The 22,681-nt window shown below is 64.5% G+C and carries 20 protein-coding genes; 15 read left to right on the top strand and 5 right to left on the bottom strand.

Translation table 11 applies throughout. The features are described from left to right. Positions 1 to 12: 12 nt before the first annotated feature. Together FIU28_RS22880 and FIU28_RS22875 are read right to left on the bottom strand one after the other, a co-directional pair. Positions 13 to 1,260 (bottom strand): Zn-dependent hydrolase, encoded by a 1,248-nt coding sequence (locus FIU28_RS22880; protein ID WP_143575410.1) that lies wholly within the window; start codon positions 1,258 to 1,260, stop codon positions 13 to 15. Positions 1,261 to 1,298: 38 nt separating this feature from the next. Then, positions 1,299 to 2,231 carry a LysR family transcriptional regulator gene (locus FIU28_RS22875; RefSeq protein WP_143575408.1) on the bottom strand — a complete coding sequence of 311 codons (933 nt, stop codon included), beginning with the start codon at positions 2,229 to 2,231 and terminating at the stop codon, positions 1,299 to 1,301. Positions 2,232 to 2,353: 122 nt separating this feature from the next. Here FIU28_RS22875 and FIU28_RS22870 point away from each other — a divergent pair, with 122 nt between their 5' ends. The 8 genes from FIU28_RS22870 to FIU28_RS22835 all read left to right on the top strand — a co-directional run bounded on the left by FIU28_RS22870 (position 2,354) and on the right by FIU28_RS22835 (position 8,515). Continuing rightward, positions 2,354 to 3,166, top strand: a complete 813-nt coding sequence (locus FIU28_RS22870) for a putative hydro-lyase (RefSeq protein WP_143575407.1) — start codon at positions 2,354 to 2,356, stop codon at positions 3,164 to 3,166. 90 nt (positions 3,167 to 3,256) lie between these two features. Continuing rightward, positions 3,257 to 4,507: an ABC transporter substrate-binding protein gene (locus tag FIU28_RS22865; RefSeq protein ID WP_143575406.1), complete on the top strand. Its 1,251-nt coding sequence runs from the start codon at positions 3,257 to 3,259 to the stop codon at positions 4,505 to 4,507. 221 nt (positions 4,508 to 4,728) lie between these two features. Next, a complete protein-coding gene (locus tag FIU28_RS22860; RefSeq protein WP_168203019.1) occupies positions 4,729 to 5,607 on the top strand; it encodes a branched-chain amino acid ABC transporter permease in 879 nt (292 codons plus the stop codon). Next, positions 5,607 to 6,593, top strand: coding sequence for a branched-chain amino acid ABC transporter permease (locus FIU28_RS22855; RefSeq protein ID WP_143575404.1), 987 nt, complete (start codon positions 5,607 to 5,609; stop codon positions 6,591 to 6,593). Before FIU28_RS22860 ends, FIU28_RS22855 begins: the two co-directional genes overlap by 1 nt. Further along, positions 6,590 to 7,324 (top strand): ABC transporter ATP-binding protein, encoded by a 735-nt coding sequence (locus FIU28_RS22850; protein ID WP_143575402.1) that lies wholly within the window; start codon positions 6,590 to 6,592, stop codon positions 7,322 to 7,324. The genes FIU28_RS22855 and FIU28_RS22850 overlap by 4 nt, the downstream gene beginning before the upstream one ends. Next, the gene (locus tag FIU28_RS22845; RefSeq protein ID WP_143575401.1) at positions 7,308 to 8,012 is read left to right on the top strand and encodes an ABC transporter ATP-binding protein; all 705 of its coding nucleotides are present in this window, start codon (positions 7,308 to 7,310) and stop codon (positions 8,010 to 8,012) included. Before FIU28_RS22850 ends, FIU28_RS22845 begins: the two co-directional genes overlap by 17 nt. A 51-nt stretch (positions 8,013 to 8,063) precedes the next feature. Beyond that, complete coding sequence (locus FIU28_RS22840; RefSeq protein WP_143575399.1) at positions 8,064 to 8,264, top strand: hypothetical protein; 201 nt, start codon at positions 8,064 to 8,066, stop codon at positions 8,262 to 8,264. Next, positions 8,261 to 8,515: a ParE family toxin-like protein gene (locus FIU28_RS22835; protein ID WP_143575397.1), complete on the top strand. Its 255-nt coding sequence runs from the start codon at positions 8,261 to 8,263 to the stop codon at positions 8,513 to 8,515. Before FIU28_RS22840 ends, FIU28_RS22835 begins: the two co-directional genes overlap by 4 nt. 8 nt (positions 8,516 to 8,523) lie before the next feature. Here the strand turns inward: FIU28_RS22835 and otnC are convergent, their stop codons facing one another. Continuing rightward, the gene (gene otnC, locus FIU28_RS22830) at positions 8,524 to 9,186 is read right to left on the bottom strand and encodes a 3-oxo-tetronate 4-phosphate decarboxylase (RefSeq protein WP_143575396.1); all 663 of its coding nucleotides are present in this window, start codon (positions 9,184 to 9,186) and stop codon (positions 8,524 to 8,526) included. On the opposite strand from otnC, the gene ltnD reads away from it, so the two are divergent. From ltnD to FIU28_RS22800, 6 genes are all read left to right on the top strand, one after another. Further along, positions 9,141 to 10,217, top strand: a complete 1,077-nt coding sequence (gene ltnD / locus FIU28_RS22825) for an L-threonate dehydrogenase (protein ID WP_143575395.1) — start codon at positions 9,141 to 9,143, stop codon at positions 10,215 to 10,217. The genes otnC and ltnD overlap by 46 nt on opposite strands. 20 nt (positions 10,218 to 10,237) lie before the next feature. Continuing rightward, entirely contained in the window at positions 10,238 to 11,017 is a 780-nt protein-coding gene (gene otnI / locus FIU28_RS22820) for a 2-oxo-tetronate isomerase (protein ID WP_143575393.1), read from the top strand. Beyond that, on the top strand, positions 11,014 to 12,288 hold the full coding sequence (otnK, locus tag FIU28_RS22815) for a 3-oxo-tetronate kinase (protein WP_143575391.1): 1,275 nt from the start codon (positions 11,014 to 11,016) through the stop codon (positions 12,286 to 12,288). The genes otnI and otnK overlap by 4 nt, the downstream gene beginning before the upstream one ends. Before the next feature lie 241 nt (positions 12,289 to 12,529). Then, entirely contained in the window at positions 12,530 to 14,209 is a 1,680-nt protein-coding gene (locus FIU28_RS22810) for a methyl-accepting chemotaxis protein (protein WP_143575390.1), read from the top strand. A gap of 390 nt (positions 14,210 to 14,599) precedes the next feature. Then, a complete protein-coding gene (locus FIU28_RS22805) occupies positions 14,600 to 17,785 on the top strand; it encodes an efflux RND transporter permease subunit (RefSeq protein ID WP_143575388.1) in 3,186 nt (1,061 codons plus the stop codon). Then, positions 17,775 to 18,971: an efflux RND transporter periplasmic adaptor subunit gene (locus FIU28_RS22800; protein WP_143575387.1), complete on the top strand. Its 1,197-nt coding sequence runs from the start codon at positions 17,775 to 17,777 to the stop codon at positions 18,969 to 18,971. The genes FIU28_RS22805 and FIU28_RS22800 overlap by 11 nt, the downstream gene beginning before the upstream one ends. A gap of 144 nt (positions 18,972 to 19,115) precedes the next feature. Here the strand turns inward: FIU28_RS22800 and FIU28_RS22790 are convergent, their stop codons facing one another. Together FIU28_RS22790 and FIU28_RS22785 are read right to left on the bottom strand one after the other, a co-directional pair. Beyond that, complete coding sequence (locus tag FIU28_RS22790) at positions 19,116 to 20,615, bottom strand: acetyl-CoA acetyltransferase (protein ID WP_143575386.1); 1,500 nt, start codon at positions 20,613 to 20,615, stop codon at positions 19,116 to 19,118. A gap of 226 nt (positions 20,616 to 20,841) precedes the next feature. Beyond that, a complete protein-coding gene (locus FIU28_RS22785; protein ID WP_143575385.1) occupies positions 20,842 to 21,621 on the bottom strand; it encodes an SDR family NAD(P)-dependent oxidoreductase in 780 nt (259 codons plus the stop codon). A gap of 154 nt (positions 21,622 to 21,775) precedes the next feature. On the opposite strand from FIU28_RS22785, the gene FIU28_RS22780 reads away from it, so the two are divergent. Further along, complete coding sequence (locus tag FIU28_RS22780) at positions 21,776 to 22,567, top strand: enoyl-CoA hydratase/isomerase (RefSeq protein WP_143575383.1); 792 nt, start codon at positions 21,776 to 21,778, stop codon at positions 22,565 to 22,567. Positions 22,568 to 22,681: the final 114 nt, after the last annotated feature.

The raw sequence follows: 22,681 nt of genomic DNA, 5'->3' as shown, positions 1-22,681 counted from the left end.
GATGCCCCTTCCTTACTTCGACGCGACGCCGGTCAGCGCCAATACCGTGTGCAGCAGCACGTTGGCGCCCGCCGCGCAGTCGTCCTGGGTGGAGGATTCCAGCTCGTTGTGGCTGATGCCGTCCTTGCACGGCACGAATACCATCGATACCGGCATCACCGTGTTGAGGTTGCAGGCATCGTGTCCCGCGCCGGAGGTGATGCGGCGATGCGAATAGCCCAGCGTCTCGGCGGCGTGCTCGACCGCGGCGATGTAGTCCTTGTTGAAATGCGTCGGCGGCTTGTGCCAGACCTTGTCGAAGGTCACCTCGACCTTGCGATGCGCGGCGATCTCCTTGATGGCGTCGCGCACGCCACGCTCGATGGCTTCCAGCTTGCCGTCATCGACGCTGCGCAGGTCCATCGTGAAGGCGATCTCGCCGGGGATCACATTGCGCGACGCGTTGGCGATCACCGCCTCGCCGATGGTGCCCAGCGCGCCGATATTGCTGACCACCCGTTCGGTCGCCAGCACGATCTCGGACAAGGTCGCCAGCGCGTCGCGGCGCAGCGGCATCGGGGTCGAGCCAGCATGGCTTTCGAAGCCGGTGATCTTGCCGTCGAACCACAGCACGCCCTGGCCGGAATCGACCACGCCGATGGTCTTGCCTTCGGCCTCCAGGATAGGGCCCTGCTCGATATGCAGTTCGACGAAGCCGGAGAATTTCTGCGTGCCGACGGGCACGTCGCCGCGGTAGCCGATCTGGTCCAGCGCCTCGCCGACGCTGACGCCGGCGATGTCCTTGCGGGAAAGGATGTCATCGGTGGTGAAGTCGCCGACATAGGCCGCCGAGCCCATCATCGCCGGTGCAAAGCGCGAGCCTTCTTCATTGGTCCAGTTGGCGATGCAGATCGGCAGCTCGGTCTCGATGCCGGCATCGTTCAACGTGCGGATCACTTCGAGCGCGCCCAGCGTGCCGAGAATGCCGTCGAACTTGCCGCCGGTCGGCTGGGTGTCGAGATGCGAGCCGATCCCGATCGGCGCCTTCGACATGTCGCGTCCCTTACGCAGGCCGAACATCGAGCCCAGCGCATCGATATGCACGTCGAGCCCGGCCGTCTCGCAGGCGGTGCGAAACCAGTCGCGGACTTGCTTGTCCTCGGCACTCAGCGTCAGCCGTCGCACGCCGCCTTTCGCGGTCGCGCCGAATTTCGCCGTCTCGCCAATCGTGTCCCAGAGCCGCGCCGAATCGATTTTGAGATTATCGCCAAGCTTGGTCATGGGCATGTCCTGGATAGTTCGCGTTGAGGAGGCATTCTTCAATGACGCGGCGCCGCGGAGACGTCAACCGACGGGCTGGGCTGCAAAGACGTCTTTTGCGTCAGCTGTGCGGCGAGCTCGGCGACGAGTTCGATCGCGACCGTGTCGGGCGACGCCAGCCAGCTTGCCGAGAATGTCAGCGGCTGCATTTCCACATCGGTATTGAGGAGCTGCAGCCGGCCGTCCGCCAGCTCGTTCTGGACGATCGCGGTGGGGATCACGGCGATGCCGAGACCTTCGATCGCCATGTGGATCACGGTCGCCAGCGAGGCCGAGGCATGCAGCCGGATCGGCGGCAGTTCTGGCCGGTTGAACAGCGAACGCACGATCTCGTAGGGCTGCGTCTTGCGCGGAAAGGTGATGATCGGATGCCTGGCGAGATCCTGCACCGTCAGCATCCGATCGCCCAGTCCGAGCGCGGGGCTGGCGAGGAAGCCGATAGGATAGTCGCACAGCAACCGGTTGCGCACCGTCGAACTGCTCACCGGGCCCATCAGCAGCGCCAGCTCGATTTCCTGCGCCAGCAACCGGGTCCGCAGATTGGAGGTGATGTCGACCTCGATCTCCAGCGTCAGATTGGGGTAGGCCTCGTTGACGCTTTTGATCAGCCGCGACAGCAGGGTATGCACGATGGTCTCGGCGACGCCGAGCCTCAGCACGCCGCGCATCGCCGAGCGGTCGCTGACCGCCGCCATCATCTCCGCGCGCATGCCGATCAGCTTCTCGGCATAGACCATCAACTGCCGGCCGGAAGGCGTCGGCGAGGCGATCTTGCGGTCGCGCTGCAGCAGCCGCACGCCCATCTCGCGCTCGAGCTGCGCGATGCGCTGCGAGATCGCTGGCTGTGTGGTGTTCAGCTTCTGCGCGGCGCCGCGAAAGCTGCCCAGCGTCACCACCCAGAGGAAGGTTTCCAGCCCTTTGAAATCGGCCATGCCGCTGCAACGTCCTTAGTCGATAACAAGGATTTATCGATTGATATTAAAAAACATGATTAGACATTATCTTAGTCCTAGGTTTCAGTCCCTGTCGAGGCGAAATTAGGCAGGGACCTGCGATGGCGAGTTTTTCAGCAGAGCGACCGGGGGATGCCGAGATGCTGCCGAGTGCCGTTGCGCGCCGCGGCTATCGCGCCGGCAAATATGGCAGCACGGCCGGCGTCGCGCCGGGTTTTGTCCAAGGCAATCTGGTGATTCTGCCGCAATCCCAGGCCGCTGACTTCCACCGCTTCTGCCAGCTCAATCCGAAGCCGTGCCCGATCATCGGCATGTCGGATCCGGGCGATCCGCGCATCCCATCGCTCGGCCTCGACCTCGATATCCGTACCGACATCCCGCAATACGTCGTGTGGAAGGATGGCGAGGCGATCGACCGTCCGGCGGAGGTGATGAAATACTGGCGCGACGATCTGGTGTCGTTCGTGATCGGCTGCTCGTATTCGTTCGAGGAGGCGATGATGGCCGACGACCTGCCGATCCGCCACATCGAACAGGACGTGCTGGTCCCGATGTACCGCACCAACATCGCCTGCCAGCCGGCCGGCCCGTTCGCAGGTCCCATGGTGGTGTCGATGCGGCCGTTGAAGCCGCGCGATGCGATCCGAGCCGTGCAGATCACCTCGCGGTTTCCCGCGGTGCACGGCGCGCCGGTGCATCTCGGCCTGCCGCATTCGATCGGCATTGCCGACATCAACAAGCCCGACTATGGCGATGCCGTGCACATCAACGACGACGAGATTCCGGTATTCTGGGCCTGCGGCGTCACCCCGCAGAGCGTCATCGCGGCGGCGCGCGTGCCGTTCGCGATCACGCACGCGCCGGGTGTGATGCTCATTACCGATCTCAAGAACAAGCACCTGGCTGTTTTATAAGTTTTACAAGAAGCAGCTTGCCGTTCTTTCAGGCTTTACCGTAACCTTGTTTAGTCTCATCGATAGCCGCCAGTCACAAAGGATCACGACATGACGATATCTCGCCGAAACGTATTGCTGGGCGGCGCTGCCGCAGCGACCCTGATGCCGCTTGCAAGGCGCGCTCGCGCGCAGGTCAAGGAAGTCGTGATCGGCGTGATTTATCCCTTGTCCGGTGCCTCCGCGCAGATCGGCGTCGATGCCCAGAAGGCGTTCGAGACCGCCGCCGACATCATCAACAAGAACTACGATTTCGACCTGCCGCTGGCGCGCGGCGAAGGCTTTTCCGGCCTTGGCGGCGCCAAGGTGCGACTGGTATTCGCCGATCATCAGGCCGACCCGCAGAAGGGCCGCGCCGAAGCCGAGCGCCTGATCACCCAGGAAAAGGTTTGCGCGATCGTCGGCACCTACCAGAGCGCGGTGGCTGTCACCGTCAGCCAGATCTGCGAACGCTACCAGATCCCGTTCATCTCGGCCGACAACTCGTCGCCGAGCCTGCATCGTCGCGGCCTGAAATATTACTTCCGCGCCGCCCCGCATGACGAGATGTTCTCGACCGCGATGTTCGACTTCTTCGACGCGATGAAGAAGAAGGGCCAGAAGATCGAGACGCTGGCGCTGTTCCATGAGGACACCATCTTCGGCACCGACTCCGCCAATGCGCAGCTCAAGCTCGCCGCCGACCGCGGCTACAAGATCGTCGCCGACATCAAGTACCGCGCCAACTCGCCGTCGCTGACGGCGGAAGTGCAGCAGCTCAAGGCGGCCAATGCCGACGTGCTGATGCCCTCCAGCTACACCACCGACGGCATCCTCTTGATCAAGACGATGGGCGAACTCGGCTACAAGGCCAACGCCATCGTGGCGCAGGACGCCGGTTTCTCCGAAAAGGCGCTGTATGACGCCGTCGGCGACAGGATCCCCGGCGTCATCTCGCGCGGTTCGTTCTCGCTCGATCTCGCCGCCAAGCGCCCGATGGTCGGCAAGATCAACGACATGTACAAGGAGAAGTCCGGCAAGGACTTCAACGATTACTCGTCGCGCCAGTTCATGGGCCTGATCGTGATGGCCGACGCCATCAACCGCGCCAAGTCGACCGACGGCGAGAAGATCCGCGAGGCCCTGGTCGCCACCGACATGCCGGGCGAGCAGACCATCATGCCGTGGGCCAAGGTCAAGTTCGACGAACTGGGCCAGAACAATTTCGCCGATCCGGTGCTGCTGCAATACACCGGCGGCAAATTCGTCACCGTGTTCCCGCCGCAGGGCGCGATCGCGGAAGCGACCTGGCCGATGAAGTAAGAAAGCGCGGCGCCTCTGTTTGGCGCCGCCGCCACTCCACACGCCGTGTCGTCCCCGCGAAAGCGGGGACCCATACCCTCCGAGGCCGTGTTTTCGCATAGCCTCACCGCCGTCTTCCGATTTAGAGGACGGAGGCTATGGATCCCCGCTTTCGCGGGGACGACAACATGGATGACGTCGCTTGTATCAAGATACGCCCGATTGACCGAGAGGATCGCCCCTTGACCGCCGCCACCATCATCCAGTCTCTTGCCAGCGGTCTGCTGATGGGGCTGCTCTACGGCCTGATTGCGGTCGGTCTGGCCCTGATCTTCGGCCTGATGGACGTCACCAACTTCGCGCATGGCGAATTCCTGATGCTGGCGATGTATGGCGCGTTCTTCATGTTCGCCTTCTTCGCCATCGATCCGCTGCTGGCGGCTCCCCTGGTGGCGGCCGGCATGTTCGCCTTCGGGGCGGCGATCTATCTTCTCGTCGTGCGGTTCGCGATGCGGGCCAAATCCAATATCGGCATGGTGCAGATCTTCGCCACCTTCGGCCTCGCCATCCTGATCCGTGGCCTGGCGCAGTTCTTCTTCACGCCCGACTATCGCAGCATCCCGACCTCGTGGCTCGGCGGCAAGACGGTGTCGCTGGGCGGCATCTTCCTGCCGGTGCCGCAGCTGGTCGGCGCGCTGATCTCGCTGTGCGCGTTCGGCGCGCTGTACTTCTTCATCAAGAAGACCGATTTCGGCCGCGCGCTCGAAGCGACCCGCGAAGACGCCGGCGCGGTGGCGCTGGTTGGCATCGACAAGAATAAGGTGTTCGCACTCGGCTGGGGCCTCGGCTCCGCGCTGGTCGGCCTCGCCGGCGCGGTGATGGCGATGTTCTTCTATATCTATCCCGATGTCGGCGCGTCGTTCGCGTTGATCGCCTATGTCACCGTGGCGCTGGGCGGCTTCGGCTCGGTGTTCGGCGCCTTTGCCGGCGGCATCATCGTCGGTCTGGTGGAAGCCTCCACCGCGCTGATCCTGCCGCCGTCGCTGAAGTCGGTCGGCATTTACGCCGTCTATCTGCTGGTGGTGTTCATCCGGCCCCGCGGCCTGTTCGGATCGATCTGATGGACCAGACCTACACCCAGACCCGCCGCCGCGACCTCACGCTCGCTATCTTCCTCGCGGCGCTTGCCGCCGTCGTGCCGTTCTTCGTCAAGGACGTCAACGTCCAGAACATCATGGTGCTGACCCTGATGTGGGCAGCGCTGTCGCAGAGCTGGAACATCCTCGGCGGCTATTGCGGCCAGATCTCGCTCGGCCACGCGCTGTATTTCGGCCTCGGCGCCTACACCACCACGCTGCTGCTGACCAAGTTCGGCGTGCTGCCATGGTTCGGGATGATCGCAGGCGGCGCGATCTCGGCGCTGATCGCGCTGGGCCTCGGCTATCCGACCTTCCGGCTTCGCGGCCATTACTTCGTCATCGCCACCATCGTGATCGCCGAAATCGGCCTGCTGCTGTTCCACAACTGGGAATATGCCGGCGCCGCACTTGGCATCGACGTGCCGGTGCGCGGCGACTCGTGGGCGCGCTTCCAGTTCACCCGCAGCAAGCTGCCCTACTACTACTTCGCGCTGGTGTTCTGCTGCGTCGCCTGGTTCGTCACCTGGAAGCTGGAAAACTCCAAATGGGGCTATTGGTGGCGCGCGGTGAAGGATAATCCCGAAGCCGCCGAGAGCCTGGGCGTCGTGGTGTTCAATTCCAAGATGGGCGCCGCGGCGATCTCCGCCTTCCTCACCGCGATCGGCGGCGCGATGTATGCGCAATACGTCTCCTATATCGACCCCGAAAGCGTCATGACCTTCCAGTTCTCGCTGCTGATGGCGCTGCCGGCGGTGCTGGGCGGCATCGGCACGCTGTGGGGGCCGGTGCTCGGCGCGGTGATCCTGATCCCGCTCACGGAGCTCACCCGCAACTATCTCGGCGGCTCCGGCCGCGGCGTCGACCTCATCCTTTATGGCGCGGTCATCGTGCTGATCTCGCTGGCGCGGCCGGAGGGGCTGATCGGCCTGTTTTCGCGCAAACCGGCTTCCAAAGGAGTGCCGCAATGACGACACCCCTGTTAGAGACCCGCGGCGTGTTTCAGCGTTTCGGCGGCCTGATCGCCAATAGCGACGTGTCGATCTCGGTCGGCCGTGGCGAGATCGTCGGCCTGATCGGCCCGAACGGCGCCGGCAAGTCCACTTTGTTCAACCTGATCGCCGGCGTGCTGCCGCCGACGCAAGGGTCGATCTGGTTCAACGGCGAGGACGTCACTAATCTGCCGGCGGCGGCGCGCTGCCAGCGCGGCATCGCCCGCACTTTTCAGGTGGTGAAGAGCTTCGAGACCATGACGGTGATCGATAACGTCATCGTCGGCGCGCTGATCCGCACGACGGTGATGAAGGAAGCGCGCCGCAAGGCGCATGAGGTGCTGGAATTCTGTGGCCTCGGCGCGCGCGCCCATGTGCTGGCCAGCCAGCTCATTCCGTCCGAGAAGCGCCGGCTCGAAGTGGCGCGTGCGCTGGCCACCGAGCCCAAGCTGCTGCTGCTCGACGAGTGCCTCACGGGGCTCACCCCGCTTGAGGCGCAGTCGGGCGTGGCATTGGTCCGCAAGGTGCGCGAGACCGGCGTTACTGTCCTGATGGTCGAGCACGTCATGGAAATCGTGATGCCGCTGGTCGACCGCGCCATCGTGCTTAATCTCGGCAAGGTCCTCGTCGAGGGCAAGCCCGCGGATGTCGTCCGGCATCCCGAAGTCATCAGTGCCTATCTCGGGGATCGCCATGCTGTCGGTGCGTGAAGTCTCCACCGCCTATCAGGGGCTGGTCGCCATTTCAGAAGTCACGATCGATGTCGCGAAGGGCGAAATCGTCGCGGTGTGCGGCGCCAATGGTGCCGGAAAGTCGACGCTGATCAAGACCATTGCGGGTGCCGAGCGCCCGCGCTCGGGCACGGTCACCTTCGATGGCGAGCAGATCAACGGCATCCCGCAGCATCTGATCACCGCGCGTGGCATCGCCTATGTGCCGGAGAACCGTCGGCTGTTTCCGCGGCTGTCGGTCGGCGACAATCTGCGGCTCGGCAGCTACATGTATCGCGGCAAGCCCGACCGCGACGAACCGCTAAAGCTGGTGTTCGACCTGTTCCCGCGTCTGGCGGAACGCCTCGAGCAGCGCGCCGAAACATTGAGCGGCGGCGAACAGCAGATGCTGGCGATCAGCCGCGCGCTGATGACCCGCCCGCGGCTCCTGATGCTCGATGAGCCCTCGCAGGGCATCATGCCGAAGCTGGTCGACGAGATCTTCCAGGCCGTGGTCAAGATCCGCGACATGGGCATGACCGTCTTGATCGTCGAGCAGCGGATGTCCGAAGTGCTGGAGATCGCCGACCGCGCCTACATCTTGCAGACCGGCCGCGTCCAGATGCAGGGCAAGGCCGCCGACATCATGGGCAATGCGGATGTCAGGAAGGCGTATCTGGGGCTGTAGACCACAACGCAGCAGTTCAAAGTCTGCGGCATTCGTGCTATGCCTGCACCCATGAGCAGTGTCGAAGACATCGAGAAAGCCATCGAAATGCTGCCGCCGGCAGAGCTGGCGGCATTTCGGTCATGGTTCGAGGCGTTCGACGCCGCCACATTCGATCGCAAGATTGCGCAGGATGCGGTCAGTGGCAGGCTCGATGATCTCGCAGACCAGGCGTTGGAATCCAATCGGCAAGGGCTGGCACGCGAGCTGTGAAGCACTTCGCCAGTCCGGAATTCTGGACGGCCTATCGGCTTCTACCCGAAAACATCCGCGCGCTAGCCGACAAGAATTTTGACTTGTTGAAAAGCGACCCACGGCATCCCTCGCTACAGTTAAAGAAAATTGGCCGGTATGTTTCGGCCCGGGTCGGATTGCGCTACCGGGCTCTCGCCGTCGAGACGGAGGGCGGCCTGATGTGGTTCTGGATCGGATCGCATGCCGATTACGACGCGCTGTTGAAGTAGTTGGGCGATCAATCGTGCCGATGCGGCTCCTCCGGCAGCCCCAGCCCGAACACCTCCGACAGATCCTTCACCTGCGCCGGTGACAAATATCGCGGGTTCAACCCGCGCAGCAGCAAATACAGCTTCGCCGTCTCTTCCAGTTCCTCGATCGCGTACACCGCGGCCTCCAGCGAGTCGCCGGCCACCACCGGGCCGTGATTGGCCAGCAGCACCGATGAATACTTCCCCGCCAGCCCCTTGATCGCCTCGGCGACCGCCGGATCGCCGGGCCGGTGATATGGCACCAGCGCGGTGGCGCCGCATTTCATCAGGTAGTACGGCGTCAGCGGCGGCAGCGCGGCGCGCGAGTCGATCTCGGGCAGCATCGACAGCGCCACCGAATGCGTCGAGTGCAGGTGCACGACGGCGTGCGAAGCGGCGCGGGTCTCGTACAAGGCGGTGTGCAACGGCACTTCCTTGGTCGGCGCGTCGCCCGAAATCAGCCGGCCGGAGGCATCCAGCCGCGACAGCCTTGCCGGATCGAGCGAGCCCAGCGAGGCGTTGGTCGGCGTTACCAGCCAGCCGCCGTCGTCGCAGCGCACGCTGATATTGCCGGACGAGCCCGGGGTCAGCCCGCGCTCGAACAATGAGCGGCCAAGCCGGCAGATCTCTTCGCGCAGTTTCGTTTCCATCGCGGCGTCCTTTTCGGCTTTCTCCCACGCTTTCGCGTGAGGGCCAAGCCGTGTTACCCAAGGCCAAGGCCGCGCAAAAAGCCGGCAATGAGGAAACCGAGGGATGCTGCATGCCGCCGACTGAATCCGGGAAACCGCGCGTCGCCGTGATCGGGCTGGGCTCGATGGGCTTTGGCATGGCGACATCGCTGCGCCGCGCCGGCCTCGACGTCACCGGCTGCGATGTTTCTCCGGATGCGGTCGCCAAATTCGTCGGCGAGGGCGGGCAGGGCGCCGCTTCCCCGGCCGCCGCGGCGCAACACGCCGATATCGTCGTCAGTGTCGTCGTCAATGCGGCGCAGACCGAAACCATCCTGTTCGCCGCCGACGGCGTGGCCTCGACGCTGGCAAAAGACGCCGTGTTCATCTCCTCGGCAACGATGGACCCCGACGTCGCGCGCCGGCTCGCTCGGCAACTCGAGGCCACCGGCCGGCATTATCTCGATGCTCCGATCTCCGGCGGCGCGCAGCGCGCCGCGCAGGGCGAACTGACCATCCTGGCTTCGGGCAGTCCGGCCGCGTTTGCCAAAGCGCGCCCGGCGCTCGATGCGATGGCCGCCAAGCTCTATGAACTCGGCGACGAACCCGGCCAGGGTGCCGCTTTCAAGATGATCAACCAACTGCTGGCCGGCGTGCACATTGCCGCGGCGTCGGAGGCGATCGCCTTCGCCGCCAAACAGGGGCTCGACATCCGCAAGGTCTACGAAGTCATCACCGCCTCGGCCGGCAATTCCTGGATGTTCGAGAACCGCATTCCGCATGTGCTCGATGGCGACTATGCGCCGCGCAGCGCGGTCGACATCTTCGTCAAGGACCTCGGCATCATCCAGGACATGGCGCGCACCGCGAAGTTTCCGGTGCCGGTGTCGGCTGCGGCGCTGCAGATGTTCCTGATGACCTCCGCTTCCGGCATGGGGCGCGACGACGACGCCTCGGTGGCGCGGATGTACGCGAGGGTGACGGGTACGAAACTGCCCGGCGATCCGGCCTGACCGACAACAGAGGACGCACCATGCCCCGCTTTGCCGCCAACCTGTCGATGATGTTCACCGAACATCCGTTCCTCGATCGCTTCGATGCCGCCGCGGCCGCCGGCTTCACCGCGGTCGAATTCCTGTTCCCCTACGAGCATCCGCCGGAAGTGATCGCCGAGCGCCTGCAGCGCAATGACCTGCAGCAGGTGCTGTTCAACCTGCCGCCGGGCGACTGGGAGGCCGGCGAAAAAGGCTTCGCCGCGCGGCCCGACAAGTTCGACGAGTTGCGACAAAGCGTTCATACCGCGCTGCCCTATGTGAAGGCGACAGGCGTGCGACGGCTGCATATGATGGCGGGCCTCGCCGATCGCCGGGATCCCAAGGCGGTGGCGGCGTTCCGCAAGTCGGTGGAATGGACCGCGAACTTTTTCGGCGACCAGGGCATCGACGTGATGCTCGAGCCGATCAACAAGCGCGACGTGCCGGGCTATTTCCTCAACGACTTCGAATTTGCGCGCGACCTGATCGTCGACATGAAGATTCCGAATGTCGGGCTGCAGTTCGACATCTACCACTGCCAGATCCTGCATGGTGATGTCACCATGCGGCTGCGCGAGATGCTGCCGCTGATCGGCCATATCCAGATCGCCAGCGTGCCGTCGCGCCACGAGCCGGGCGAGGAGCTGAACTATCCGTTCCTCTTTGCCGAGCTCGACCGGCTCGGCTACGAGCACTACATCGGTTGCGAATATCGTCCGGCCGCCGGCACCGTCGCGGGTCTCGGCTGGTTTTCGCCCTATGCCGCGGTGAAGCAATGACGCTGGCGCTGGGCTGCATCGCCGACGACTACACCGGCGCCTCCGATCTCGCCAATACGCTGACCCGCTGCGGGCTGCGCACCGTGCAGACCATCGGTATTCCTTCTGACGATCTGGCCTTGCCGGAGGTCGATGCCGTCGTGGTATCGCTGAAGAGCCGTTCGATTGCGGCAGATATTGCCGTCTCGCGTTCCCGCGCGGCGGAGCGATGGCTGCGTGGCCGCGGCGCCGGTCATGTGTTGTTCAAGATCTGCTCCACCTTCGACTCTACCGAGCAGGGCAATATCGGTCCGGTGATGGACGCGCTGCGCGCCGATGCCGCCGAGCCGATCGTGCTCGTCACGCCGGCGTTTCCGGAAACCGGCCGCACCGTCTATCAGGGCCACCTCTTCGTGGGCCATGTGCCGTTGCACGAAAGCCCGCTGAAGGACCATCCGCTCAACCCGATGCACGATTCCAATCTGGTCCGCGTGCTGGCACGGCAGAGCCGGACGAAAGTGGGGCTGCTCGATCTCGCAACCATCGCTCGCGGGCCGCAGGCGGTGCGCGCGCATCTCGATGCGCTCGCGACGCGGGGAATCGGTGCGGCGATCGCGGATGCGGTGTTCGGTCCTGATCTCGGAACCATCGGCGCGGTAGCGCTGACACATTGCGTCTCGGTCGGCGCCTCCGGCCTCGGCCTTGGTCTCGCGCGCGCGCTGATCGCGTCCGGCCGCGTTGCGGCGCATTCCGCCGCCGCGCCGGCCGGCGAGGATATCGGCGGCGCTGCGGCCTGTCTCGCCGGCAGTTGTTCGCAGGCGACGCTGCAGCAGATCGCGCGCGCCGAGCAGACCATGCCGATATTGCGTCTCGATGCGAAGCAGATCATCGGTGGCGACGCGGTGGTGCGCGCGCTTTCGTGGGCCACACCGCGGATCGGCAGCGGCGCTTTCCTGATCGCCAGCAGTTCGACGCCGGAAGACGTGGCTGCGATACAGGCGCGTCACGGCCGTGATGTCGTCGGCCATGCCATCGAGCAGGCGATGGCGGATATCGCCGAAGCCCTGGTGCAGGCCGGCGTGCGACGACTGGTGGTCGCGGGCGGCGAGACCTCCGGCGCGGTGGTCGATCGATTGGCGATCCCCGGCTTCATGGTCGGTGCGGAAATTGCACCCGGCGTGCCGGTGCTGCGCGCCGTCGGCGCCAAGCAAGGCGCGATGTTGCTGGCGTTAAAGTCCGGCAATTTCGGAGGGCCTGAATTCTTCAGCGAAGCAAATAATTTGATGCGCTGACGGGCAGGTGGTTGCGCAGTACCGAATGCGACGTATTTTATTATCAGGTTACCTCATGTACGAGCCAGAACGTGTATGCCCGGTACCTGTCTTTAACGAAATTATTGTTAGCTGATCTGGCGATCATTGACCGTACGATTGGTCAGACGCCCGGGCAATTTCCTCGTTCCCGGATTAACACGATCGAATTTCAACGCCGCGACAGCGGGCCAACGGTCGACGACCGAAGGACAGGACCATCATGTTTGCGACCATTTCCATTCGTACCAAGATTTCGGCTGTTGTCGCGATCCTGCTTCTTGTCATGAGCTGCATGGGCGCTCTGGCGATCAAGCAAATGTATGGCATCAACGCCGCGACCGTCGATATCGCCAGCAACTGGTTGCCAAGCATCCGTACCCTCTCGGAATTGCGGTCCGCGACGATCGCCTACCGCGGTGTTATCCGTTCGCACCTTCTGGCAGACGACGACGCCGGCAGAAAGGTCCAGGATGCTTCGATCGCCCGCTACACCGATCAGATCGCAAATGCTCGCAAGGAGTACGAGCCGCTGATTACTTCGCCAGAAGAGCAGGCGTTGTACGACGAGTTTGCCAAGTACTGGAGCGCCTATGTCGCCGAGCTCGTTCCCGTGCTGGAAGGGTCTCGTAAGGGAGCCGACAAGGCGATCCGTGATCTCAACCTGAAGGCCACCAAGACCGGAATGTTGGCCAGCGCCGCCCTCGAAAAGGACGTCGAACTCAACAACAGGGGCGCGTTGCTGGCCAGTGACCGGGCGACGCAGGATTTCAGCCTCGCCATCAAGTTGCTGATCGGATCCGTCGTGTTTGCCATCATCGTCGGCATCGTCGCTGCGATCATGCTGGTTCGAGACGTGTCGCGCGGCATCAATTCGATCATCGTGCCGATGCAGGCGCTGGGCAATGGCGATCTTGCGGCGACCGTGCCGCATCAGGGCGAAGCTACCGAGATCGGCAAGATGGCGGATACGCTGCAGGTCTTCAAGCTGGCGCTGATCGACAAGAAGGCCGCGGACGAAGCGGCCTCGACCGACGCCGAAGTAAAGATCGAGCGCGGTCGTCGCGTCGATGGTATCACCCGCGCCTTCGAAGCCATGATCGGCGACATCGTGGAGACGGTGTCGTCGGCGTCGAACCAGCTCGAGGCCTCCGCCGGCACGCTGACCTCCACCGCCGAGCGTTCGCAGGAATTGGCCACCGCGGTGGCAGCAGCCTCCGAAGAGGCTTCGACCAACGTACAGTCGGTGGCGTCCGCGACGGAAGAAATGGCTTCGTCGGTCAACGAGATCAGCCGTCAGGTGCAGGAGTCGGCGACCATTGCCAGCCAGGCCGTCGAACAGGCGCGCAAGACCAACGACCGGGTCAGCGAACTGGCGAAGGCGGCCTCCCGGATCGGGGACGTTGTCGAACTCATCAACACCATCGCCGGCCAGACCAACCTGCTGGCACTGAATGCGACGATCGAGGCGGCGCGCGCCGGCGAGGCCGGCCGCGGCTTCGCGGTGGTCGCCTCCGAAGTCAAGGCGCTGGCCGAGCAGACCGCCAAGGCGACCGGCGAGATCAGCATGCAGATTTCCGGAATCCAGGCGGCGACGCAGGACTCGGTCAACGCGATCAAGGAGATCGGCGACACCATCGGACGGATGTCGGAAATCTCCTCGACCATTGCTTCGGCCGTCGAAGAGCAGGGAGCGGCCACCCAGGAGATCTCCCGCAACGTCCAGCAGGCCGCGCCGGGCACCATGGAAGTGTCGTCCAACATCACCGACGTGCAACGCGGCGCCAGCGAGACCGGCTCGGCGTCCTCCGAGGTCCTCTCGGCGGCTCAGTCGCTGTCGGGCGAGAGCAGCCGTCTCAAGCTCGAGGTCGGCAAGTTCCTCAGTGCGGTCCGCGCCGCGTAAGCAGATAATGCGATCGCAGGGTGGGGAGGCGTGCAACGCCTCGTCCACCCTGCATTGTCTTTATCTGGGTTCTTTTGAACGGTCTTCGGCAAGCGGTGCAAGCAGGCCAGGGTCCACCCGCCCAGTCGCCATGCGGCCCGGCGCCTCGACAGGCAGTCCGCTGCGCAGCGACCGCGCATTACAAATCCTTCATGTGGCCGCAGCATTAGTTGAAGCCTCAAACTGTTGTGCTCGCGCCACGAGGGATGGTAAATTCACCTAATGTCGTCGAAGTGAAGTGCCGGGAAGCCGCAGGCGCTGGCTATTGCGCGCGCTTCGGGTAAATCTGGTGCGACGGTCGGTCTGGATTCCGGGCCCGTATCTCACTGCAACCCAGGGAATTCCCGTTCGATGATCTCGTTGGTACGCATAGCGTTGAGCCGGCCCTATACCTTTGTCGTGCTCGCGCTGCTGCTGTTGATCGTCGGACCGCTCGCAGCGTTGCGTACGCCGACCGACATTTTCCCCGAGATCCGCATCCCCGTGATCGGCGTGATCTGGCAGTATACCGGCCTGCCGCCGGACCAGATGGCCGGGCGCATCACGACGCCGTTCCAGCGCGCGCTGACCACCACCGTCAACGACATCGAACACATCTCGGCGAATTCCTATGCCGGCTTCGGTATCGTCAAGATCTTCTTCCAGCCCAATGTCGATATCCGCACTGCCAACGCCCAGGTCACCGCGATTTCTCAGACGCTGATCCGCCAGATGCCGCCGGGCGCGACACCGCCGCTGATCTTGAACTACTCGGCCTCGACTGTGCCGATCATCAACATCGCGCTGTCCGGCGAAGGCTTCAACGAACAGCAGCTGCAGGACATCGCCTTCAACCAGCTACGCACGCAACTCGTCACCGTGCCGGGGGCGGCGATCCCGTTTCCGTTTGGCGGCAAGCAGCGCCAGGTCACAATCGATCTTAACCCCGGTGCGTTGCAGTCGCGCGGACTGTCCGGCCAGGACGTCGCCAATGCGCTGGCGGCGCAGAACCTGATCACGCCGGTCGGCACGCAGAAGATCGGCGGCTTCGAGTACACCATCAACCTCAACAACTCCGCCCGCCGGATCGAGGAACTCGGCAGCCTGCCGATCAAGACGGTCAACGGCGCCATGGTCTATGTCCGTGACGTCGCCACCGTGCGCGACGGCAACTCGCCGCAGACCAACATCGTGCATGTCGATGGCAGCCGCTCGGTGCTGATGCAGGTGCTCAAGGCCGGCTCTGTGTCAACGCTGGATATCATCGCCGGCATCAAGCAGAAGGTGATCGCCTATCGCCCGGCGCTGCCCGACGGCATCAAGATCGCCTATATCGGCGACCAGTCCGGCTTCGTCCGTGGCGCGATCGCGGGCGTGGCGATCGAAGGCGCCATCGCCGCGCTGCTGACCTCGATCATGATCCTGCTGTTCCTCGGCAGCTGGCGCTCCACGGTGATTATCGCGGTGTCGATCCCGCTCTCGATCCTCGGCGCCATCATCATGCTGTCGCTGATCGGCGAGACGCTCAACATCATGACGCTGGGCGGCTTGGCGCTGGCGGTCGGCATCCTGGTCGACGACGCCACGGTGACGATCGAGAACATCAACTATCACCTGGAGAACGGCAAGGACGTCGAGCCGGCGATTCTTGATGGCGCCAACCAGATCGTGGTGCCGGCCTTCGTCTCGCTGCTGTGCATCTGCATCGTGTTCGTGCCGATGTTCTTTCTCGACGGCATCGCGCGCTTCCTGTTCGTGCCGATGGCCGAAGCCGTGATGTTCGCGATGCTGTGGTCGTTCCTGCTGTCGCGCACGCTGGTGCCGACCATGGCGAAGTATCTGCTGCAGAAGCACGTCCATCATGCCGAAGGCGAGCGCCCTGCGACCCGCAATCCGCTGGTCAAATTCCAGCGCGGCTTCGAGGCGCGGTTCGCGCGTTTTCGGGCCGGCTATCACGGCCTGCTGGATGCGGCGCTCGGACGCCGACCGGTATTCGTCACCGGCTTCCTGGCCGTCGTCGCGCTGTCGTTCCTGCTGGTGCCGTTCCTCGGTCGCAACTTCTTCCCGACCGTCGATGGCGGCAGCATCCTGATGCATGTCCGCACCCAGGTCGGCACCCGCGTCGAGGAGACCGCCAACCAGTTCGCCGACATCACCAAGGCGATCCGCACCATCGTGCCGCCGGACCAGATCGAGACCATGACCGACAATATCGGCATGCCCGTCTCGGGCATCAACCTGACCTACAACAACACCGGCGTGATCGGATCGCAGGACGGCGACTTCCAGATCAAGCTGGTCGAAGGCCACAGACCGACGGCGGACTACGTTCGGGAATTGCGGGAAAAGCTGCCGCGGCTGTTCCCGGGCGTCAGCTTTGCGTTCCTGCCCGCCGACATCGTCAGTCAGATCCTGAATTTCGGCGCGCCGGCGCCGATCGACCTGCAGATCCGCGGCGCCAACCTCGCCGCCAACTACGAATATGCCGGCAAATTGCTGAACAAGATCCGCCGCATCCCCGGCATTGCCGACGCCCGCATCCAGCAGTCGCCGAATAATCCCGGCTTCAACATCGATGTCGATCGCACCCGCGCGCAATATGTCGGGGTCACCGAGCGCGACGTCACCAACTCGCTGGTGGTCAATCTCGCAGGCTCCTCGCAGGTCGCGCCGACCTACTATCTCAACCCCGACAACGGCGTTTCCTATTCGATCGTGATGCAGACGCCGCAGTACAAGATGGATTCGCTGGGCGCGCTGGAGACGCTGCCGGTCACCGCCGTGGGTGCCGCCACCGCGCCGATGCTCGGCGGCATCGCCAGCATCAATCGTACGGCCACCAATGCCGTGGTGTCGCAATACGACATCCAGTCGATGGTGCAGATCTACGCCACGCCGCAGGGCCGCGACCTGGGCGCGGTCGCAAAGGATATCTACAGGGCGATCGAGGAGACCAAGGCGGAGGTGCCGCGCGGCAGCCGCGTGGTGCTGCTCGGCCAGGTCGAGACCATGAACTCGGCGTTCTCCGGCCTGCTGTTCGGCCTGCTCGGCGCCGTCGTGCTGATCTATTTCCTCATCGTGGTCAACTTCCAGTCGTGGTCGGATCCGTTCGTGATCATCACGGCATTGCCGGCGGCGCTCGCCGGCATCGTCTGGATGCTGTTTGCCACCGAGACGACCATGTCGGTGCCGGCCTTGACCGGGGCCATCATGTGCATGGGCGTCGCCACCGCCAATTCGGTGCTGGTGATCTCGTTCGCCCGGGAACATTATGCCATGTATGGCGATCCGATCGCTGCGGCGTCGCAGGCCGGTTTCGTCCGGTTCCGCCCGGTGCTGATGACGGCGCTGGCGATGGTCATCGGCATGGCGCCGATGGCGATGGGGCTGGGCGAGGGCGGCGAACAGAACGCGCCGCTCGGCCGCGCCGTGATCGGCGGCCTGATTTTTGCTACGATTGCAACGCTGATGTTCGTGCCGGTGGTGTTCAGCATGGTCCACAAGAAGCAGCAGCCCGCGCCAGAGGCAGGCTCGCCGGAGTTGTCGCATGTCCACTGATCTGAAGCAGCCGTCCCGCCGCAAGCTTGGCCTCATTGGGGTCATCGGGCTGGTGGCCGCGGGCGCGGTCGTGGTGACCGGCATCATGGCGCGCGCCAAGACCGATAGCGAGTTGAAGACCTGGACCGATGCGCAGGCTATTCCCAGCGTCGCGGTGGCGCCGGCCGACGCACGGACGCTCAACGCCACGCTCGATTTGCCGGGCCGGCTGGAGGCCTATTCGCGGGCGCCGATCTATGCCCGCGTCAGCGGCTATGTCGCCAGCTGGAGCGCCGACATAGGCAAGCAGGTCAAGGCCGGTGAGGTGCTCGCCGAGATCGAGGCGCCGGACCTCGACCAGCAGCTCGTGCAGGCCCGCGCCGATCTGGTCAGCCAGCAATCCAGCGCGCGATTGTCGGAGGCGACGCTGAACCGCCGCAAGTCGCTGGTGGCCTCGAACTTCGTCTCGGCGCAGGAAATTGACGAACGCAGCGCCGACCTCGCCAACAAGCGGGCCGCGGTGAATTCCGGGACCGCCAATGTCGAGCGGCTGGAGGCGCTGGCCGGCTACAAGAAAGTCACCGCGCCGTTCGACGGCGTCATCACCCAGCGCAATACCGACGTCGGCGCGCTGATCTCCGGCGGCACCGGCACGGGTCTGGCGATGTTCGTGGTATCCGACATCACCAAGCTGCGCGTCTATGTCGATGTGCCGCAGACCTATGTGCCGGCCATCCAGATGGGCGCGAAGGCGGTCATCACCGTGCCGGATTATCCGAACCGCACCTTTCAGGCCACGTTAGAGGCTTCGTCGCAATCGGTCGACGTCGCCTCCGGTACCGCGCGGATGCAGCTCGCGCTCGACAATCCGAAGGGCGAGTTGCTGCCCGGCGGCTACGCCAATGTGAAGATGAGCCTTGCCCGAGACGCCGCGCCGTTGCACATCCCGGCCAGCGCGCTGATCTTCAACAAGGACGGCACACGGGTCGCCACCGTGACGCCCGGCGACAAGATCCTGTTCAAGACGGTCGTCATCGCGCGCGACCTCGGCCGCGAGATCGAACTGGCCTCCGGCATTGCCGCCGATGACCGCATCGTCACCACGCCCCCCGACGGCCTCCGCGACGGCGATCCGGTGCGGGTGTCGAACCCGTCGAAGACCGACAAGCCGGCCACGGCGTCCGAGAAGCAGGACGCGAAGGGCTGAGCTCTTTCTACCCCTCTCCCACAAGCAGCGAAGCTGCGCAGGCGGGAGAGGGTGGATCGAAGCCCCGCGACTTGTCCGCCGTAGCTTGATGAGCGATGGCGGAAGTGGGTTCGAGACGGGAGGGGACGACAGCGTCCGAAGCTGCTACCCGACCTTCCACTCCAGCACGCCATCGGCCGCGGCGCTGATCGCCCCGCGCGAGCCTACCGGCGAGCGGTCCATGTCCAGCAGATGCGCCAGCGTGGCTGTGTCCTGCACCGGCACCCGTGCCAGCGCCCGCGCGTTGTCGGCGGTGCGGAGGATGACGACGCCATGTTCGGCGACGTTGTTGCGGCCAAAGATCACCGTGAAACTCTCCACCGTGCCGGTCCCCGAAGCCTGCGTCACGAACGCCGGCAAGGCCCCGCGTTGGCGATCCGCTTCCGCCTGGACGCTAGTATCCTGCGCCAGGGCCTCGCCGGCCTGTCGCGACAGCACCAGCGCATGGTGCTTGGTGACGAAGCCACCCTGCCCGTAGAGCAGCCCGAGCTGCGCGCCGGCGCGCAGCTTCCGCACCATCGCGCAGGCCGCATGCGCCATGTAGTCGTTGAGCGGCGCGCCGAAGAAGGTGAGGCCACCGGCCACGGTCGGCTGTACGTCCGCGCCGAGTTTCAGCGTGCGGCGCGCCATCTTCGGCACCACGGGGAAGCAGCTGTACAGCTCGATCGCATCGAAGGCATTGCCATCCGCCAGCGCCATCGCCGCTTTCAGCACGGCATTCTGCGCGTGGCTCTCGACATACTGGTCGCGGTCGAGATAGTCGCGCGGCTCCTCCGCCGAGGCGCCGCCGTGGATGTAGACCATGCGATCCTCGGCGATGCCGGCCGCGCGCGCTTTCGCCAGACTGGTGACGAGGATCGCCGCCGCCTGGTTGACCATCGGATTGGCCACCATCAGCTTGGTATAGGGCCAGGCGATCAGACGGTTGTCCGAGGTCGGCGTGGTGATCTCCTCCGGCGCATAGGCGTGCTTCAGCCAGGCTTGCGGATTTTGCGCGGCCACCGCCGAGTAGCGCGACCACAGCTCGCCGGATTCCGCGAGTGCCTGGCGCGGCGTCTGGCCCCAATGCGCGGCCGAGGCGGCCTCATAGAACGGATACACGGTGACCGGCTTGGCGACGCCGAGCGTGGTCGCCATCGGCTTCTGATAATTGGCGCCGCGTAGCGGCTCCGGTGCGTCATGGGCGAACGGCGTCCACGGCAGCGTGACGCCGGCGCGCTCGGCCTTGGTCGCCGTCGATTGCGCCTCGGCGCCGCAGATCGCGGCGACCGTGGCTTCGCCGCGCGCGATGCGCTTGGCAGCCTCATGGATGAAGCGGATCGGGCTCTCGCCGCCGACCGGGCCGTAATGCGCCTGGGTTGGCGCGATGCCGAGCCGTTCGCTCAACTGCCTGGCGGGATCGCTGTAGCGCCAGCTCAGGAAATTGACGATGTCGAGCGAGTCGATCTCGGAAAGCAGCTTTGCGCCGGCGTCCTGCTCGGCGCGCTTCAGCGCCTGTTCGATCAGCGCCAGCGGCTCGAGCCCGGCGGTGAGCTCGCTGGGGTGATCGGAGAATTCGCCGACGCCGACGATGACGGGGATGCGGTGCTCGGGAGTATTGGTCATTTTTTTCTCGTTGAAGTTTCAGTCTGAAGGCGGCGCGATCTCGATTCCTTCTTCCCTCTCCCCCGCGCGAAGCGAAGCTTCGCTAGGTGGGAGAGGGTGGATCGACCGCGAAAGCGGTCGAGACGGGTGAGGGGAAGCCACAAGCACTGTCGCTAAGACCCCCTCATCCGACGCGGACTTCGTCCGCGCCACCTTCTCCCACAAGGGGAGAAGGAAAAAGAAAGAACTAGAACGCAGTGTAGCCGCCGTCGATCACGAACGTGTCCGCCGTATGATACGACGACGCGCCGCTCATCAGATACACCGCGATGCCGCCGAAATCCGAAGGCTCGCCGAACCGGCGCACGGGAATTCGCGGCATCACATTGGCGACGAACTTCTCGTTGGCCATCAGGCCTTGCGTCATGTCGCTCCTGATCCAGCCCGGCAGGATCGCGTTCGCCGTCACGCCCTGCCGCGCCAGTTCGACGGCCAGCGCGCGCACCAGCGCATTGATCGCGGCCTTGGTCGCGGCATAGTGCTCGTTGCGCGCGGTACCGAAGATAGAAGCGAGGCTCGACGTCGCCACCAGCCGGCCGAATTTGTCGCCGGCCTCGGCGCGCTCGGTCATATGCCGCGCGGTGGCCTGAAAGACATGAAACACGCCGTCGAGATTGGTGGCGAACATGGTGCGCCACTGCTCTTCGGTGCGATCGATGAAAGCGTGCCGCCCGCCGCCGCCGATCCCGGCATTGGCAAAGCAGCCATCGACGCGTCCGAACTTTTGCAGCGTGGCGGCCATCGCCGCCTTCACCGAGCCGGTGTCGGTGACGTCGCAGATCTGCGTATCGACCGTGCCAACGCAGCCCGCCATCGTCGCAGCGGCAGTCTCGTTCTTGGCCGCGTTGCGGCCCCAGATCGAGACGTTGCATCCGGCCGCAGCCAGAGCCTGCGCGATGCCGAGACCGATGCCGCCATTGCCGCCGGTCACCACCGCGACACGTCCTGTGAGATCGAAGATGCTCATCGGCGTTTCCTGTGCTGGCGCACGTTGGCCGTGCGTCCGTGTGAGATCAGATGTTCGCTGCAAGCATGGACAAGCGCCGTCAAAAAATCAAATATGCAGCGAGTAAACACTTCCACACCGCGGAATAACACGCGGATCAACAATCGAGGAAACCATGCAGTTCAAACACGCCACGCTCGACTTCGACGGCCACGTCGCGATCCTCACGCTCGACCATCAGGAGGTGATGAACGCCGTGTCCATGGATATGTTGGGCGGGCTCGGCGAGGCGCTGGACGAGATCGAGGAGCGCAAAGCCTCGGTGCGCTGTCTGGTGATTACCGGCGCCGGCCGTGCGTTCTGCACCGGCGCGAACCTGCAGGGCCGCAACAACAGCGTCACCAAGAAGAGCGGCGCCGGCGCTTCGCTGGAGATCGGCTTCCATCCGTTTCTGCGGCGGCTGCGCGGGTTGCATTGTCCGATCGTCACCGCGGTGAACGGTCCCGCCGCGGGTGCGGGCATGAGCTTTGCGATGATGGGCGATCTCATTCTCTGCGCGCGCTCGTCGTATTTTCTGCAGGCCTTCCGCCGCATCGGCCTGGTACCGGATTGCGGCTCGACCTGGATGCTGCCGCGGCTGATCGGCAAGGCGCGCGCGGTGGAGCTGTCGCTGCTCGGCGAGAAGCTGCCGGCCGAGAAGGCGCTGGAATGGGGCCTGATCAACCGCGTCCATGACGATGCCGTCCTGATGGCCGAGGCAATGAAGCTGGCGCATGAGTTGGCCAACGGCCCGACCATCGCGCTGTCGCAGATCCGCAAGCTGTATTGGGACAGCCCGGAGAATTCTTTCGAGGATCAGATCAATCTGGAGGTGCAGTCGCAGCGTATCGCAGGCGCCGCGGAGGATTTCAGGGAAGGCGTCAGCGCGTTTCTCGAGAAACGCCCGGCGAAGTTCACGGGGAAATAGCAGCGCGCTGTTGCTGGCGCTGCAGGAGATACACACGCGATGTCGTCCCGGCAAACGCCGGGACCCATTGCCTCTGTCCGTGCGGCTCACGCGCCAGAGGGCGACGCCTTGCTT

The sequence above is a fragment of the Tardiphaga sp. vice154 genome, from assembly GCF_007018645.1.
GTDB lineage: Bacteria > Pseudomonadota > Alphaproteobacteria > Rhizobiales > Xanthobacteraceae > Tardiphaga.
Note: the sequence above shows the minus strand (reverse complement) of the source record. Positions and strands in the feature narration are given on the sequence as shown.